Raw genomic sequence first — 16,720 nt, 5'->3', positions numbered from 1 at the left:
AATGACAACATTTATTCAATTACACTTATTGACTGCTTATGCGCCATCTAATTTGAACCGTGATGAACTTGGTCGACCAAAAACTGCAAAAATGGGCAACAGTGACCGATTACGTATTTCATCGCAAAGTTTAAAAAGAGCATGGCGAACTTCGGATTATTTCTATCAATCATTAAGTGACAATATAGGCGTACGTTCGCGTCGATTTGCACGAGATTGGGTTTATAAAAATATGCTTGATCAAGGCATTTCCGAAAAAATTGCGAAAGCGAGCGCCATTAAAATTGCTGCACAATTTGGCAAAGTAAAAAATGAAAAATCACCGAAAGATCCTCTGGCTAATTTAGATATTGAACAATTGGTGCATATTAGTAGCAATGAAAAACAAGCCATTGATCAATTAGTAGACGTGTTAATTAATGAAAATCGTGAGCCGACCGATGCCGAGGTTAAATTACTCCGTAAAGAAAATAGCTGCATTGATATTGCTTTGTTTGGACGAATGTTAGCTAATAGTCCTGCATTTAATGTTGAAGCTGCTTGCCAAGTATCTCATGCTTTAGGAGTTAGTACTGTCACCATTGAAGATGACTTTTTTACCGCAGTGGATGATTTAAATAATAATGAGGAAGATGCCGGCTCTGCGCATTTAGGTGAACGTGGTTTTGCTTCAGCTCTTTTTTATACTTACATCTGTATTAGTCGTGAGTTATTGTTAGAAAACCTAAATGGCGATGAGGCATTGGTTGAAAAAACATTAAAAGCCTTAACCGAAGCTGCGACTAAAGTGGCACCAACCGGTATGCAAAATAGTTTTGCATCACGGGCTTATACCTCTTACTTATTGATTGAAAAAGGGGTTCAACAACCACGCTCGTTAGCTGTTGCTTATTTTAATCCAATTCGTAGCGACGATATGGTTAATGATGCGATTGCGCGTTTAGAACAACAGCTTGATAAATTTGATAAGGTATATGGTCAATGTGCCGATAGTCGCTACGTACTCAATACTGAAACAGGAAAAGGAACCTTAACCGCTGCATTAGATTTTGTTGCCCAAAAATAAGGAGCCGTCGAGATGATAAAACATCTTATCTTTCAGATTTATGCACCATTGACATCGTGGGGAGAGCATGCTATTGGCGAGATTCGCCATAGTAATGATATTCCTTCTCGCTCGGCTTTATTAGGGCTAGTGGCGGCAGCATTAGGTATTCGGCGTGAAGACAATAAACTCGATACGTTTAATCAACACTATAATTTTGCGATACGCCCATTTAAAGCAAACAGCAGTTGGTTTAGCGATTTTCAAACCGTCCAAGTCCCCAGAGCAAATAAAAAGCAGTTATTATATACCCGTTTTGATGAAATTCGTCGTAATCCTAATGAGTTAGAAACCCTACTTTCACAGCGTGAATATTATAACGACATTTATTATCAAATTGTGATGACAGAAACCAAAGGTGCTCCCTACAGTGTGCAGCAAATACAACAAGCATTATTAACGCCAGTTTTTCCATTATATGTAGGTAGAAAAAACTCGCCATTGGCACTGCCTTTATCCCCTGTTCTCTATGAAGGAACGCTTTGTGATGCATTTATTTTTGCTGATAAACATTATCAACAATATCATCAACGCGATCCTGTCATTAGCGATTTGTTAAACAGTGTTGCTGATGAATATTATTGGGAACATAAAGATCAAAATGCCGATTTTGAAATAATAAAAATTCAGCGCCGGCAAGATCAACCAATAAACCGTAATCATTGGTATTTTGAACCACGCCTGCAATATTCAGGATATTTAAAAAGGAGCGAATAGATGTATTTTTCTCGAGTTACCCTAAAACTAGATCGCCTCCCTTATGTCATGCAGCAAAAGATGCAATATGCTGGTCAATATGCGATTCATCAATGGTTATGGCAACTTTTTCCTAATCAAGAAAAACGGACATTTTTGTTTCGCGAAGAAGCAATAAGACAAAGTAGATACTACTATCTGTTATCTGAGGTTGCACCGATAAAAGATCATCAATTATTTATTGTTGAAACAAAACCCTATGCACCACAATTAACCATCGGTATGAATTTAATGTTTTCACTGCGTGCTAATCCTATTATTTTTAAAAATGGTAAACGCAGTGATGTGATGATGAATGCCAAATTTTTGGCAAAACAGCAAGGACTATCCTCGGCAATAGAGATAAACGGTTTACAGAATCAAGCCGCATTAAATTGGTTAGTTAATCAAGGTGAAAAAAGAGGATTTTCACTTATGCAAAATACAGGGAAGGAACCTAAATGTAATATTATTGGTTATTATCAACATCGATTTAAAAAGAAAGTAGATGCTAAACCTATTACTTTTAGTAGTGTTGATTTTCAAGGCGTTTTAACGGTTACTCATCCTGAACTGTTTTTAGATACGCTCTATCAAGGAATTGGTAAAAGTAAAGGGTTTGGTTGTGGATTATTCTTGATTAAACGGCATCAATAGGGAAAATAACATGGTATATGTTCCGCTTAATCCCATCCCTCTCAAAAATAGAACATCAATGATATTTTTACAATATGGACAAATTGATGTGTTAGATGGTGCATTTGTATTAATTGATAAAACAGGCGTTAGAACCCATATTCCCGTTGGTTCTATTGCTTGTATTATGCTCGAACCTGGCACAAGGATCTCTCATGCTGCTGTCAAATTAGCGGCAACGGTAGGAACATTGCTTGTTTGGGTTGGTGAAGCCGGTGTTCGAATGTATTCATCTGGACAGCCCGGCGGAGCGAGATCGGATAAACTACTTTATCAAGCAAAATTAGCGTTAGATGATGATTTACGTTTAAAAGTCGTCAAAAGGATGTTTGAACTACGTTTTGGCGAGCCAGCACCAACTAGACGTTCGGTTGATCAGCTCCGAGGTATAGAAGGAGCACGTGTACGCGAAACCTATTCATTATTAGCTAAACGCTATCATGTGAAATGGCATGGTCGAAAGTATGATCCTAAAGATTGGGAAAAAGGCGATAAAGTCAATCAGTGCATTAGTGCCGCAACATCTTGCTTATATGGTATCACTGAAGCTGCGGTTTTGGCTGCCGGCTATGCGCCAGCGATTGGTTTTGTGCATAGCGGAAAGCCACTCTCTTTTGTTTATGACATAGCAGATATTATTAAATTTGATACGGTTGTGCCCAAAGCATTTGAAATAGCCGCTAAAAAAATCCCTGATCCTGATCGCGAAGTACGTATTGCATGCCGTGAAATTTTTAGAAGTCAAAAAACATTAGCTAAATTAATCCCACTGATTGAAGATGTCTTATCAGCCGGAGGAATTGAGCCGCCATTACCTCCTGATGATGTTCAGCCTCCAGCTATCCCTGAACCTAAATCGCTTGCCGATAGTGGCTTTAGGAGTCACTAATTATGAGTATGTGTGTGGTTGTGACCGAAAATGTACCGCCCAGACTAAGGGGGCGTTTAGCTATTTGGTTGCTAGAAGTTAGAGCAGGAGTTTACATTGGTGATATCTCTAGACCAATTAGAGAAATGGTATGGCAACAGATAATGGAATTAGCAGAAGAAGGCAATGTAGTACTTGCTTGGGCAACGAATACCGAATCCGGATTTGACTTCCAAACTTATGGTACAAATAGAAGAGTTCCGGTAGATCTAGATCGACTACGGTTAGTCTCTTTTTTACCTTTTAAAAATCAATAAGTTAATTTTATTTAAAAATAAAAAAAACTTGGTAGAATTTCAAAACTCATATAAATTTAAATAAAACAAATATATATATTTAGAGTGTTCCCTGTACACACAGGGATAAACCGTAAAAATCGGGACGATGCGCAATTTGATAATGGTGTTCCCTGTACACACAGGGATAAATCGTAGTCAGCATTTGCTAAATTAATTGATAACAAAGGAAACGAAAAAACAATCTGGTTGAAATAAATTAATCGATTCTTATGTGAATATGAAGTAGAGAAAGGAAATAAGATTATAATACAAGATGATAATTCTATAATTAATAAAAAGCTGATTAAGTCTATTAAACACAGTGGAGTTTTGAAAGCCACTTAATGCTGCTTTCAAAACTAGTATTAATTCCAACTTGTATTATCAACTCTATTTTTTGAAACTATCAATCAATTAAATAATAGCATAAAGAGATAGTTTTCATTGTGATGAGTACTTTGATAACTATCGAATATTTTTATTTATTGTAAAGCTAAAAGAAAGTATTAATAATGCTGGTTAAAATAATTGGCAAAAATAGCGTACAATAGCGCAATATTTAATACAGTTTTATCATAAATAGTTTAGGAATTTAGTATGACAGGCAAATTTATTGTCATCGAAGGACTTGAAGGGGCAGGTAAAACAACGGCTATTAATACCGTTGCCCGGATTTTGAATCAACACAATATTAGCGATTTGCAATTTACGCGTGAACCAGGTGGAACGCCGATTGCTGAAGCATTACGTAATATTATTAAAAATGGTTTAGATAACGAACCTTTGACTGATAAAGCCGAATTGCTGATGTTATATGCTGCTCGTATTCAGCTGATTGATAATGTCATTAAACCTGCACTTAAAGCAAGTAAATGGGTGATTGGCGATCGCCATGATTTATCCACGCAAGCTTATCAAGGTGGTGGGCGACAGTTAGATAAAGTCTTTATGGCGACATTAAAGGAGCAAGTATTAGGTCATTTTAAACCTGATCTTACCTTATATTTGGATATCGATCCTGAAATTGGTTTAATGCGAGCAAGATCTCGAGGTGAACTTGATCGCATTGAGCAACAATCATTACCATTTTTTAAAAGAATTCGTCAACGCTATTTAGAACTTGCTGAGCAAGATAAAAATATCATTACTGTTGATGCAGCAAAATCACTCGACAATGTGACTAAACAAATTGAACAAATTTTAACAACATGGTTAACAAAAAAGGTTAATATTGAATGATCTTTAATGACTATCCTTGGCTTTCATTACCTTATCAGCAATTAGCTACTGGCATTATGCATAAACGGGCTCATCATGCTTTATTAATTAATTATGTCCAAGGTAGTGGTGAAGATGAGCTTGTTTTAAAGCTTGCAAACCGCTTATTATGTCAATGTTCACAACAATTGGAACCGTGCTTAAAATGCCATAGTTGTCAACTGTTTTTGTCTCACCACCATCCTGATTATTATGTGATAACCAATGAACAAGGTAAACAGTCAATAGGTATTGATCAAATACGTAATATATCAAACAAGGTTTACGAAAAATCCCAACAAGGTGGTAATAAAGTCATTTGGGTAAAACGGGCAGCTTTAATGACTGAAGCGGCCGCCAATGCATTACTAAAAACGCTAGAAGAACCGCCAGAAAGCACCTATTTTATTTTAAGTGATGAACATAACAGCCAATTATTACCAACGATCTATAGCCGTTGTTTTTCTTATTTTTTACCTGTTCCTAAATTAGAGCAGTCCATTGAATGGCTAAAAAGCAAACAAAACCAGCAATATAGCGATAATGAGCTTGCCGCAGCGTTATTATTGAGCGAAAACGCACCACTAAAAGCCGCTACACTATTAGCACCAGAAAAGTGGCAACAGCGAAAAGCATTTTGTGATCAGCTATTAGAGCTGGTACCACAAAATAATTATTGGCAACTAGCTAAAACCTTTGATAATGAAGATTTTATTGAACGAATTATTTGGTTTTGTGCATTATTAAGCGATGCGCTGAAAGCGAAGCAAAAAGTCGGGCGCTTTATTGTGAATCGGGATCAAGTTCCATTAGTTCGGTTATTTGCAACTAAAAGTAATGAAAAAATTTTTGCACTTTATCATCTATGGTTGCAAGCAAGAAATCAGTTGTTAACAATTACTGGATTAAATAAGGAACTTATTGTTTATAATGTGCTTGCTCAATCCGAATTAATTAGCTAAAACAAGTTAAGGTTCTTATAAAGAAATGACCAAAAGTTTCAAGAAAGTATACAGTTAGAGAAAAAAGTTTATAGTGAGTTATCTATCTATTGAATGTAGTTATTTTTATCGCTTTCTTTGCCTTTTATTTTGGTTATTGTCTATCACTTAACGTACAAAATATCCTACTTTTAGTATCAAATTATCTTGTTGTTTGCAGTTATAGCAGAAAATTTGCGCGTATGTTTTTATTCATTATTACATTATCTGTTTTTTAATTGCTTATTTATGCGGGAATGTTATGTAACGTATGGCTAATTTTAGAGTTATGTCGATCAACCTTACTTTTTAATTTTTATTTGATGGTTATTTATATTGTACCATCAGATATGCCAAACTTTATTTACGCCAATTTTTAATTATAATATTTAATTATGATGATATATAAAAAAGTAAATTGAAAACGGTCATATCATAAATTGCTGAATAGAAAATATCGGAAAAAATTAAAAAATAGGTAAATATTGATTGGTTGTGAGAGTTTATCTATTGTATTAAAAAGTTATAATGAAATGTTTTTTGCCAGTAATTGTTTAATACAAGCTATTGCATCATATGTTAAAAACATGCTATTTAAGCTGTATAAAATAGCAAGCCGTGCCGCTGTGATATGCAAATTTGAAAATTTAGATATATTAAGTAGCAGAACTCTAAGTAATTTTGATTCAGCTATTGAGGGTTTTATTGCTCAGCTAAGTGAAGATTAGGTCAATATTTAAATTTGGATTGGTAAGTTTTCAATTAAACGGTGGCGAACACGAGAGCTTTTTCGCCTAGATTTGTGTATCAAATTGAAACTTTATTAGGCATATATAAAGGAAATGCCTGTATTTTTTGTGCGAGTTTCAATGAATTTGTTAGAAAAAATAGCTAAAAATTTGATTAAAAGGAATAAATGAGTTATGTCATCTCCAATTATTGTTGCAGTTGATTTTGCGGATGTGAAATCGGCATGGAATTTTATCGATCGTGTTGATCCCAAACATTGTCGCCTTAAAGTCGGCAAGGAGCTTTTTACACATGCTGGACCTGATTTTATCAAGCAGATTATGCAAAAAGGTTTTGATGTTTTTTTGGATCTTAAATTTCATGATATTCCAAATACTGTCGCAAAAGCAATTGCAGCTGCAGCTGATCTTGGTGTTTGGATGACAAATGTTCATGCTAGTGGTGGTTCGCGCATGATGAGTGCTGCTAAAGATGCTCTTTATTCATATGGTAAAGATGCGCCAATTTTGATCGCTGTGACAGTATTGACCAGTATGGAATCAACCGATCTTCAAGAAATTGGTATCAATGTATCGCCTTTAGAACAAGCGACTCGATTAGCAATACTTGCTAAAAACTGTGGGCTTGATGGCGTAGTATGTTCAGCAAAAGAAGTACAAAGTTTTAGAACACGTTTGGGGGCGGATTTTAAATTGGTCACACCAGGTATTAGACCTGCTGGTACTAATCCGGATGATCAACGCCGTATTATGACGCCTCAACGAGCTCAAGCGGCAGGTTCTGATTATTTAGTCATTGGGCGTCCTATTACCCAAGCAGAAGATCCAGCCAAAGCGCTACAAAATATTTTAGCAACGCTTGATTCAAGTCAGGGCTAGTTACATTATGTCTAGTAATCCACTTGTGTATTCAACTGATAAAGGTCGAATTAAACCTACTGAAACAGTCATCTCACGCCCGAAGGGGGATGGTATTATTCGAATTCAACGACAAACGTCAGGTCGAAAAGGTAAAGGTGTTTGTGTTATTACCGGATTTGATATCGATGATATTCAATTACAACAGTTAGCAGCAGAATTAAAAAAGCGTTGTGGTTGTGGAGGGGCAGTCAAAGATGGCTGCATTGAAATTCAAGGTGATAAACGCGATTTATTAAAGTCATTGTTAGAAGACAAAGGCTTTAAAGTAAAACTAGCAGGAGGCTGATTTAGTCTATGAAAATAGCGTCCACAATAAAAATGGACGCTATTTAAAAAGAATAGATTTTAGTTAGAGCGATAACTGCGCATTTTTTTGCTAATTTCTCGACGTTCTTTCGAAATCTCAGCATTTTTGATAATATAATCATCAACACGATCATCGTAATCACTTTTCATATTAGCAATAATCGCTTGAAGCTCTTCGTAAGTCATATCTGGTTTAATATATTCGCTTAAGTTTTCAAGTAAGAGTACGCGTTTTTGGTTGTCACGAATTTTTTTCTCGTTATCTGAAATTTCACGTTTTAATTTATTTAAACGACGTGATAAACGAATGTATTCTAGTACATCTTGAAACGATGGTGCGGTTGATTTTTCCTTGTCCATCTATAACCCCTTATTTCAAAAAATGGAAAATAAATTTTCATCAATTATATACCAATAATTTTTTAAGGTCATATTAATTATATATTAAACATAAATGATATTGTTGGCATTAATATTTTATTTAATTCATTGTTTAAATTTGATTTTTAAATTTTATTTTATTTAAACTTCATGTTTTTCTAGATATTTAGTCACAAAATCAGATAAAAATAAAAACAGCTATTAAGAATTAGTACAAAGTATTGTACAATAGCGCCAAGTTTGTAAAGAGTGCCAGAATGAGAGAATCATAATGAGCTGGATTGAAAAAATTCTTAGTAAAAATAATATATCGTCAGATCACAAAAAGGCGAATATTCCAGGTGGTGTGTGGACAAAATGTAGCAACTGTGATCAAGTCCTGTACCAAGCTGAACTAGAGCTTAATTTAGAGGTTTGTCCTAAATGTGATCATCACATGCATATCCCTGCACGTGTGCGTTTATACCGCTTTTTAGACGAAGGGTCGGATATCGAAATAGGTTCAGATTTGATGCCTAAAGATATCTTAAAATTTAAAGATACTAAAAAATATAAAGATCGTTTAGTTGCCGCGCAAAAAATGACTCACGAAAAAGAAGCAATGGTTGTAATGAAAGGTACATTACTTGGCATTCCTGTGGTTGTAGCTTGTTTTGAGTTTGCGTTCATAGGGGGATCGATGTCTTCTGTTGTTGGTGCATTATTTACACGTGCAGCAGAACAGGCTATTGCCGATGGATGTCCTTTAATTTGTTTTTCAACAAGTGGTGGCGCGCGAATGCAAGAAGCGCTATTTTCATTAATGCAAATGGCAAAAACCAGCGCTATTCTTGCTAAAATGCAAGATGAAGGTTTACCCTATATTTCAGTAATGACCGATCCTACCATGGGTGGCGTATCAGCAAGTTTAGCAATGCTAGGCGATATTAATATTGCTGAACCTAAAGCATTAATTGGTTTTGCTGGACCACGAGTAATTCAGCAAACTGTTCGTGAAACATTACCCGAAGGGTTTCAACGTAGTGAGTTTTTACTTGAGAAAGGCGCAATTGATATGATCATTCATCGCAAAGATATGCGTTCTAAAATTGCCAGTTTAATAACAAAATTAATGAAACTACCCGATCCGTTTAATGATGTTACTCTCAATGAGACCGCTTAATTGAGTATGCAAAATCAACAACCCAATGCCATGTCAGATTTAAAGACATGGCTTTGTTATTTAGAGCAATTACATCCTACCACTATCGACCTAGGTTTAGAACGAGTAAGGACTGTAGCTCAGCGCCTTGATTTATTACAACCAGCACCTTATGTTTTTACCGTTGCAGGTACCAATGGCAAAGGCACAACTTGTCGCACACTTGAAATGATATTGCTTGCAGCGAACTTAAAAGTTGGTGTTTATAGTTCTCCTCATTTATTACGTTTTACTGAACGGGTACGGATTAATAATCAAGAATCGACGGAACAAGAAACAGTAAAAGCCTTTGTAGAAATAGAAAAAATTAGAGGCGATATATCGCTTACTTATTTTGAATACGCAACACTTGCTGCACTCTACCAATTTAAACAAGCAAAATTAGAGGTTGTGATATTAGAAGTTGGCCTTGGCGGGCGGCTTGATGCAACTAATATTGTTGATGCCGACATTGCTATCGTGACAACTATTGGTATCGATCATGTTGATTATTTAGGTGATACCCGTGAAAGCATCGGACGTGAAAAAGCAGGTATTTTTAAATCTAAAAGTATTGCCATTGTTGGTGAGCCAGACATGCCCAAATCAATTTTAAATGTGGCTAACTCAGTCAACTGTCCTATTTATGCGGTAAATTGTGATTGGCATTATCAACAAGTTAACAAAGATTCATGGTCGTTTAAATCGCCAACAACACAATATAACAGCTTACCTATTACCAATGTCCCCTTAGCGAATGCCGCAACTGCAATTGCTGCGTTAAGTTTTTCATCACTTAAAATAACACAAGACCAAATAACTCAAGGATTGGAAAATGCCAACCTGATAGGGCGTTTTCAAATTATTCAACAATCGCCGCTTGTGATCCTTGATGTAGCTCATAATCCACATGCAGCAGCTTATTTAACACAACAATTAGAAAAACTAAAAGCAGAATATTTGAACATAGGTAAAGTTAGATTTGTTGTTGGAATGCTTAAAGATAAAGATATTAAAAGTACTTTATCTGTCTTAAAAGGCGACAAATGGTATTGTGCATCACTTTATGGTGAGCGAGGTTGTAGTGCAGAAGTGTTAAAACAAGACTTACTTGATAAAGGGGAGCTTAATGTATCAACATTTGATACGGTTTCTAAGGCTTATCAAAAGGCAATGCAAGATTCAAAAGAAGGTGATATTATTGTGGTATGTGGTTCATTTCATACCGTATCTGATGTTTTAGCTGAAACTGAGCGTTAAGCGAAATTAATCATGGCGAATAATCAACAAACTAATATCAAAAATCAAAATAGAGTAAGAAACCGTCTGGTAGGTCTTGCTACATTGCTACTTATTATTGCTGCATTTGCACCATGGATTTTAACGGATAAATCTAATTTACGAACTTCAACAACACCTATTTTGCAACCAGAAGTAGTTACTCAACAAAATCAGGACATAGCGTCACCTAATGATATTGATGAAAATTTAACCGGCAATATATCAGAAATGCCTTACATCCCTGATTTAGATCAAAATCCAAGTTTATCTGTTTCACCAGATATTGATGATGATGCCGATGAATCAATAATTACAGCTAAACATACAACTTCACAACAAGAATTCAAACCCTATATGATTCAGCTTATAGCATTAAAAAATAGACAAAAAATAGAAGAGTTGGTTGCATTATTAAGGTTAAATAATTATAGCGTTAGAACCATACCGCAAAAGCCTGAGCCTAATGAGTTAATTAAGTTACAGGTTGGTCCTTATGCCAAAAAAGAGCAAGCAGAACAAGTCATTATTAATTTAAATAACCTAACAAAATTAAAAGGTATTGTTGTTGCTAATTAATTGCTATTGTATTGGTTTTATTTTGTAAACAGTAATGAATATAAAATTGTGAATTATGATGATGAATTGGGTTGATTTTACGATTATAGGTGTGATTGCTTTTTCTGCAATAATTAGCATTGTACGGGGTTTTGTACGTGAAGCATTATCACTCATTAGCTGGATTTTGGCGTTTTTTATTTCCAGCCGATTTTATATTTATATTACCGGTTATTTAACTTATTTTGATAGCGATATTATACGTATTGCAGTCGCAATTGTTATGCTCTTTTTTGCTACCTTATTGGTCTGTGCGATAGTGTCCTATATTATTGGTCAATTAGTCCAAAAAACAGGCTTATCAGCTACTGATCGTATATTAGGTATCTGTTTTGGTGTGTTACGGGGGATTTTAGTTGTTGCTGCTGTGCTCTTTTTTGTTGATACTTTTACACGGTCATCACAATCACTATATTGGACTCAATCACAACTAATTCCGCATTTCAACTTTATCATTCGCTGGTTTTTTGATTTTATACAACAGTCTTCTTCGTTTTTAGTACAGTAAATTTGAGGTAACCATAGTATGTGTGGTGTCGTTGGTATTGTAGGATGTAGTACTGTTAATCAATCTATTTATGATGCATTGACTGTTTTGCAACATCGAGGGCAAGATGCTGCAGGTATTGTAACAATTGATCATCAAAATCGTTTTCGTTTACGCAAAGCCAACGGCTTGGTCAAAGATGTGTTTCAAGAACATCACATGCAACGTTTACAAGGTAATTTAGGTATAGGACATGTTCGTTATCCTACCGCAGGTAGTTCCAGTCCGTCTGAAGCGCAACCATTTTATGTCAATTCTCCTTATGGTATTGCTCTTGCCCACAATGGTAATTTAACCAATACCGATAAGTTACGAAATAAAGTATTTGAACTTGCAAGACGTCATATTAATACAAATTCTGATTCAGAAGTGTTACTCAACATTTTTGCCAATGAACTTGATAAGTTTCCAACTTATCCATTAACCGCCGATAATATTTTTACAGCAATACATAATGTTCATAACATAATTAAAGGCGCATATGCTTGTGTTGCTATGATTATTGGACACGGTCTTGTCGCCTTTCGTGATCCTTATGGGATTCGCCCTTTAGTCATTGGTAAACGGGTACTTGAGAATCAAAAAATTGAGTACATGGTTGCATCTGAAAGCGTAGCTTTAGATATTCTCGATTTTGAATTGATACGCGATGTTCAGCCTGGCGAAGCGATCTATATTACTCAAGATGGACAGTTATATTCTCAGCAATGTTCAAATAATCCTCAATATTATCCATGTATTTTTGAATATGTTTATTTTGCAAGACCAGATTCATTAATGAATGGTGTATCGGTTTATCAATCACGTATTTTAATGGGGCAAAAGCTAGGGCAGAAAATAGCAAGAGAGTGGAAGGGTGCAGAGATTGATGTCGTCATTCCTATCCCCGAAACATCATGTGATGCTGCGCTTGAAATAGCACGTATTTTAAATAAACCTTACCGGCAGGGATTCGTTAAAAATCGCTATGTTGGTCGCACCTTTATCATGCCAGGCCAAAGAGCTCGTAAATTATCAGTAAGAAGAAAACTTAATGCTAACCGTATTGAATTTGATGGGAAAAATGTATTATTAGTGGATGACTCCATTGTACGAGGCACCACTTCAAAAGAAATTCTGGATATGGTTCGTTCAGTTGGTGCTAAAAAAGTTTACTTGGCTTCTGCTGCACCAGAAATTAGGCATCCTAATGTTTATGGTATTGATATGGCGGTTGCCAGCGAACTTATTGCCTACAATAAAACAGTTGATGAAATAGCGAAAGATATTGGCGCTGATAAGCTTATTTTTCAAGATTTATCTGATTTAATTAATTCAATTACAGAGCAAAATCCGCACATTCATCATTTAGAGTGTTCGGTTTTTGATGGAAAATATGTGACTGAAGGTGTTGATGATAATTATTTGTCATTATTAGAACAAAAAAGAACTGAAAGTAAGAAATATCCTGTTTCTAAAGAGTCAGAAAATCTGGAGATTTATAATGAAGGTCAGTAAACATCAATAATTATTGTAAAAGATAAAAATAATATATAGATTTATAGACCTAAAATTCAAAATTTAGGTCTTTTTATTATATTGATAGTAATTTTTATTTAGCTCGTCATATGCAACACTTCTAAACTATCATCATCAATCGTCATATTATTCAATTTCATCCCATATATTCTAAAAATATAATTTGTCATAAAATATACATTACTTAGTGTAAAATAACCGATTGAAAAATATGACAAATGTCAAATTTTAAAAAAAAATTAAAAAAAAGTAATAAATTACTTTGATAAATGACTTTTTTGTAATAAAATTAAAAAAACAAAAAAAAATTTGTAAAAAAAATTAAAGTATAAAAATAAGCAAATTTGTAAAAATATATATTGCTCTAGAAGTTAATTAGTGATCATGTTGATATTTAATGAACTAAATTAATATTAGCTATAGGTTTTATGTTATATGCTTTCTCAGTGAAATATAAGGAATATTAAGGTGAAAAAGAATCTTAATTTAAAAATTATCTCCGCATTTGTAATCGCCACATTAGGATGGCAATCTGCTTTTGCTGCTAATCCTCCGGTATCTCAAGATTCTGTAGATAGCAATAAGATAATTAAATTGAAAGACGGCTCGATAGCTCGGGAAATGATTAACAATCAACAACGTAGTCTTTATCAAATTGCACTTTTAAGCAGCATTTCTATTTCAGAATTGCGCGCAATGAATGCAGGGCGTTTTGATAAAAAAGATGTTGTTGAGGTTGGTGAGCGTATAGTTCTACCTGAAAATTCACCATTATTGCCTGCCATTGGTTTAAAAGATGATGAAAAAGATAGGTATTCCAATTTACCTCAATTGGGCTCAGATGAGAATTATGATGTTAAAAAAGATAAAGACGCGCTTTCAACCCAAGTTGCTTCAACATTACAAACTTTAGCTAGTCAGGATTGGAAACAAATAACCTCGTCAGAAAATGGTGGTATATCTGGGCATTTAAAGAATAGAGGTAAAGATTACGCAGAAAGTTATGTGCGTAATGGTGTTAAAAACCAAGTTGTTGATCCGGTTCGTAATGCTGTTCAGGACTTTTTAGGTCGTTTTGGTACTGCTCAATTACAATTTGATTTGAGTGATAAAGGTCAATTTAATAACGTTAATCTGAAATTATTTAGCCCATGGTATGATACTGAAAATACATTAATATTTAGTCAAATATCTTTCCAAGAGTATGAACATAATCGTCGTATAGGTAACGTAGGTATCGGTCAACGTTGGGATGTAGCCGATAAAAACTGGTTACTGGGTTATAACGTCTTTCTTGACCATGATTTCCAGCGCGATCATAACCGTTTAGGTATTGGTGCCGAAGCGTGGACTGATTACATGAAATTTGCTGCTAACTATTATCATCCTTTATCGGATTGGAAAGAATCCAAAGATTTCGATGATTACTTAGAACGTGCAGCCAGAGGTTTTGATATTCGATTCCAAGGTTATTTACCGCAATATCCGCATTTAGGTGGATCACTTATGTATGAACAATACTATGGTGATAAAGTTGCTTTATTTGGTAAAGATAATTTACAAAAAGATCCAAGAGCAATTACGGTAGGTCTTGATTATACGCCAGTTCCACTTTTTACTATTAAGGCTGATCATAAACGAGGTCAAGATAATAAAAAGGCAACGAAAGCTGAATTAACAATGAACTATCGTATAGGTACACCATTAAAAGATCAATTGGATCCAGATATGGTTCAGTCTGCTCGTTCTTTAAAAGGTAGCCGTTATGATTTAGTTGACCGTAATAACTATATTGTTCTTGAATATAAAGAAAAGAAAATGTCTGTCGATTTGGGTCTTGAACAAACTCAGTTAATCGAAGGGCTATCTTACCCATTAAGTATTAGTGTGCATAATGCTAAGAACTTATCAAGTTTAGCATGGTCTGGTGATATGCTAGAAATCGATGCAGGCGGTGGTTTTTTATGTGCGACAACAGGAATATGTTCTTCTTCATCGTGGCTTAATCCACCAGTGGATACTAATAACTGGCAAATTGTTGCTCCTAGTTATGTTGACAAAAATGGTCATCGTCGTGCAGCAAACACCAATGGTCAATATACTTTATCTTTAACGATAAAAGATGCTAGAGGTAAAACCGCGACATCTAATGCTGTTCTTTTTGAAGTTTTGCCTAACCCTATTATGCGTAAAGTTGGTGTGTGGGCAATTGATAAAGATGGGCAAACAACAGCGATGGCGTCAAATTCGGCCGACGGTGTAAGTTCAATGACAGTATTGGCTACATTGGTAAAACCTAAGGTATTAAATGCTTCTATTACCTCAATGCAAGATGTAGATGGTTTTAGTGATGAAGATCTAATGAATCGTATACCAAATACGTTTGAATCAGTGTTAAAAAGCTGGACTGCAACAAGTAATGGTAAAAAAATAGCATTGATTGATGGTACATCAGGCAATGTAAATGCTTGCCCAACACAAGAACCTTGTGTGATTGTTAAATCTTTTGAAAAAGTAAAAATGGGTCAAAAAGTGTCTGATAAAGCATCTACTGCCGCAGGTCTTGAAGTAATTGGTGACAGTTATATTTTGGATGTTGCCTCAAACATTGACGGTAGTGTTGACTTTTCTATCGAGATGGATCAGTTTGGTGCATCATTTAATAAAGCGACAATCAATTTTTCTGGTGGTAAAGCTGGAACGGTAAAAGTCTATCGGGGTGATGGTACATTAGTTGCTACGCAAATAGGTAATTCACTTGTATTTGATACTTCAGGTCCGCAAGAATGGAAAGTTGATAGTGAATATTATGTTAAGGCATATGCGACTGATGGAACCGAAATTGCAAATCCTTTCATTATCTGGTCATTGGTAGGCTCAAATGAAAGCGCATGTCCTGGTCAAGCGACAACCGCTGAATTGCCTGATGCACTATCAAATGCTAATGGTCCATGGTTTAACGTTGCAATGGGGGTAGGCGCTCGCTATACAATAAGAAGTTCAAGAACAAATAGTTATGCATCATCAGGTACAAGTATTGATGGTATTGCTGGTGCACCAACGAATTTAGACCTAAATCCAATAAATGCATTGCCACCAGCATGTGCAGGGGATCAAGGATTTAAACTACAAGTCGTTGTTCACTAGTTGAGAGTAAAAAATAATTGATAGTAAAAAATATTGTACAAGTTCTAGGCTAACGAATACTTTCGATAGTCTGAAGCAACAGAAGTGTTATATTTA

Annotated in this window: 16 protein-coding genes; 15 read left to right on the top strand and 1 reads right to left on the bottom strand. The window is 35.1% G+C overall.

The window, feature by feature from the left end:
* The first annotated feature begins 1 nt into the window (after position 1).
* The 9 genes from cas7e (at position 2) to yciH (ending at position 7,935) form a co-directional block, all read left to right on the top strand.
* A complete protein-coding gene (cas7e, locus tag BQ5209_RS01945) occupies positions 2-1,066 on the top strand; it encodes a type I-E CRISPR-associated protein Cas7/Cse4/CasC (RefSeq protein ID WP_085246890.1) in 1,065 nt (354 codons plus the stop codon).
* Between the two features lie 12 nt (positions 1,067-1,078).
* Positions 1,079-1,822: a type I-E CRISPR-associated protein Cas5/CasD gene (gene cas5e / locus BQ5209_RS01940; protein WP_085246889.1), complete on the top strand. Its 744-nt coding sequence runs from the start codon at positions 1,079-1,081 to the stop codon at positions 1,820-1,822.
* Entirely contained in the window at positions 1,823-2,497 is a 675-nt protein-coding gene (cas6e, locus tag BQ5209_RS01935; protein WP_085246888.1) for a type I-E CRISPR-associated protein Cas6/Cse3/CasE, read from the top strand.
* Between the two features lie 10 nt (positions 2,498-2,507).
* The gene (cas1e, locus tag BQ5209_RS01930; protein WP_085246887.1) at positions 2,508-3,425 is read left to right on the top strand and encodes a type I-E CRISPR-associated endonuclease Cas1e; all 918 of its coding nucleotides are present in this window, start codon (positions 2,508-2,510) and stop codon (positions 3,423-3,425) included.
* A gap of 2 nt (positions 3,426-3,427) precedes the next feature.
* Entirely contained in the window at positions 3,428-3,721 is a 294-nt protein-coding gene (cas2e, locus tag BQ5209_RS01925; RefSeq protein WP_085246886.1) for a type I-E CRISPR-associated endoribonuclease Cas2e, read from the top strand.
* A gap of 618 nt (positions 3,722-4,339) precedes the next feature.
* The gene (gene tmk, locus BQ5209_RS01920; RefSeq protein WP_085246885.1) at positions 4,340-4,981 is read left to right on the top strand and encodes a dTMP kinase; all 642 of its coding nucleotides are present in this window, start codon (positions 4,340-4,342) and stop codon (positions 4,979-4,981) included.
* The gene (gene holB, locus BQ5209_RS01915) at positions 4,978-5,961 is read left to right on the top strand and encodes a DNA polymerase III subunit delta' (protein WP_085246884.1); all 984 of its coding nucleotides are present in this window, start codon (positions 4,978-4,980) and stop codon (positions 5,959-5,961) included. The genes tmk and holB overlap by 4 nt, the downstream gene beginning before the upstream one ends.
* Before the next feature lie 941 nt (positions 5,962-6,902).
* On the top strand, positions 6,903-7,607 hold the full coding sequence (gene pyrF, locus BQ5209_RS01905; protein WP_085246882.1) for an orotidine-5'-phosphate decarboxylase: 705 nt from the start codon (positions 6,903-6,905) through the stop codon (positions 7,605-7,607).
* A gap of 7 nt (positions 7,608-7,614) precedes the next feature.
* A complete protein-coding gene (yciH, locus tag BQ5209_RS01900) occupies positions 7,615-7,935 on the top strand; it encodes a stress response translation initiation inhibitor YciH (protein ID WP_085246881.1) in 321 nt (106 codons plus the stop codon).
* A gap of 59 nt (positions 7,936-7,994) precedes the next feature.
* Here yciH and tmaR read toward each other — a convergent pair whose 3' ends face one another.
* Positions 7,995-8,315 (bottom strand): PTS system regulator TmaR, encoded by a 321-nt coding sequence (gene tmaR / locus BQ5209_RS01895; protein WP_034910282.1) that lies wholly within the window; start codon positions 8,313-8,315, stop codon positions 7,995-7,997.
* Positions 8,316-8,607: 292 nt separating this feature from the next.
* On the opposite strand from tmaR, the gene accD reads away from it, so the two are divergent.
* From accD to BQ5209_RS01865, 6 genes are all read left to right on the top strand, one after another.
* Positions 8,608-9,498, top strand: a complete 891-nt coding sequence (gene accD / locus BQ5209_RS01890) for an acetyl-CoA carboxylase, carboxyltransferase subunit beta (RefSeq protein WP_085246880.1) — start codon at positions 8,608-8,610, stop codon at positions 9,496-9,498.
* A 6-nt stretch (positions 9,499-9,504) separates the two neighbouring features.
* Entirely contained in the window at positions 9,505-10,776 is a 1,272-nt protein-coding gene (folC, locus tag BQ5209_RS01885; protein ID WP_085246943.1) for a bifunctional tetrahydrofolate synthase/dihydrofolate synthase, read from the top strand.
* A 12-nt stretch (positions 10,777-10,788) separates the two neighbouring features.
* On the top strand, positions 10,789-11,373 hold the full coding sequence (locus BQ5209_RS01880) for an SPOR domain-containing protein (protein WP_085246879.1): 585 nt from the start codon (positions 10,789-10,791) through the stop codon (positions 11,371-11,373).
* A 61-nt stretch (positions 11,374-11,434) separates the two neighbouring features.
* The gene (locus BQ5209_RS01875) at positions 11,435-11,920 is read left to right on the top strand and encodes a CvpA family protein (RefSeq protein ID WP_085246942.1); all 486 of its coding nucleotides are present in this window, start codon (positions 11,435-11,437) and stop codon (positions 11,918-11,920) included.
* An 18-nt stretch (positions 11,921-11,938) separates the two neighbouring features.
* Positions 11,939-13,456 (top strand): amidophosphoribosyltransferase, encoded by a 1,518-nt coding sequence (purF, locus tag BQ5209_RS01870; protein WP_085246878.1) that lies wholly within the window; start codon positions 11,939-11,941, stop codon positions 13,454-13,456.
* 489 nt (positions 13,457-13,945) lie between these two features.
* Complete coding sequence (locus tag BQ5209_RS01865; protein WP_085246877.1) at positions 13,946-16,624, top strand: inverse autotransporter beta domain-containing protein; 2,679 nt, start codon at positions 13,946-13,948, stop codon at positions 16,622-16,624.
* The last annotated feature ends 96 nt before the right edge of the window (positions 16,625-16,720 follow it).

The sequence above is a fragment of the Gilliamella mensalis genome, assembly GCF_900103085.1.
GTDB lineage: Bacteria > Pseudomonadota > Gammaproteobacteria > Enterobacterales > Orbaceae > Gilliamella > Gilliamella mensalis.
The sequence above is the reverse complement of the archived record's forward strand: the minus strand, read 5'-3'. Positions and strand labels throughout refer to the sequence as shown.

Coding starts and splice junctions, on each gene's coding strand:
- cas7e (WP_085246890.1), top strand. CDS start 2: ATGACAACATTTATTCAATTACACTTATTGACTGCTTATGCGCCATCT.
- cas5e (WP_085246889.1), top strand. CDS start 1,079: ATGATAAAACATCTTATCTTTCAGATTTATGCACCATTGACATCGTGG.
- cas6e (WP_085246888.1), top strand. CDS start 1,823: ATGTATTTTTCTCGAGTTACCCTAAAACTAGATCGCCTCCCTTATGTC.
- cas1e (WP_085246887.1), top strand. CDS start 2,508: ATGGTATATGTTCCGCTTAATCCCATCCCTCTCAAAAATAGAACATCA.
- cas2e (WP_085246886.1), top strand. CDS start 3,428: ATGAGTATGTGTGTGGTTGTGACCGAAAATGTACCGCCCAGACTAAGG.
- tmk (WP_085246885.1), top strand. CDS start 4,340: ATGACAGGCAAATTTATTGTCATCGAAGGACTTGAAGGGGCAGGTAAA.
- holB (WP_085246884.1), top strand. CDS start 4,978: ATGATCTTTAATGACTATCCTTGGCTTTCATTACCTTATCAGCAATTA.
- pyrF (WP_085246882.1), top strand. CDS start 6,903: ATGTCATCTCCAATTATTGTTGCAGTTGATTTTGCGGATGTGAAATCG.
- yciH (WP_085246881.1), top strand. CDS start 7,615: ATGTCTAGTAATCCACTTGTGTATTCAACTGATAAAGGTCGAATTAAA.
- tmaR (WP_034910282.1), bottom strand. CDS start 8,315: ATGGACAAGGAAAAATCAACCGCACCATCGTTTCAAGATGTACTAGAA.
- accD (WP_085246880.1), top strand. CDS start 8,608: ATGAGCTGGATTGAAAAAATTCTTAGTAAAAATAATATATCGTCAGAT.
- folC (WP_085246943.1), top strand. CDS start 9,505: ATGCAAAATCAACAACCCAATGCCATGTCAGATTTAAAGACATGGCTT.
- BQ5209_RS01880 (WP_085246879.1), top strand. CDS start 10,789: ATGGCGAATAATCAACAAACTAATATCAAAAATCAAAATAGAGTAAGA.
- BQ5209_RS01875 (WP_085246942.1), top strand. CDS start 11,435: ATGAATTGGGTTGATTTTACGATTATAGGTGTGATTGCTTTTTCTGCA.
- purF (WP_085246878.1), top strand. CDS start 11,939: ATGTGTGGTGTCGTTGGTATTGTAGGATGTAGTACTGTTAATCAATCT.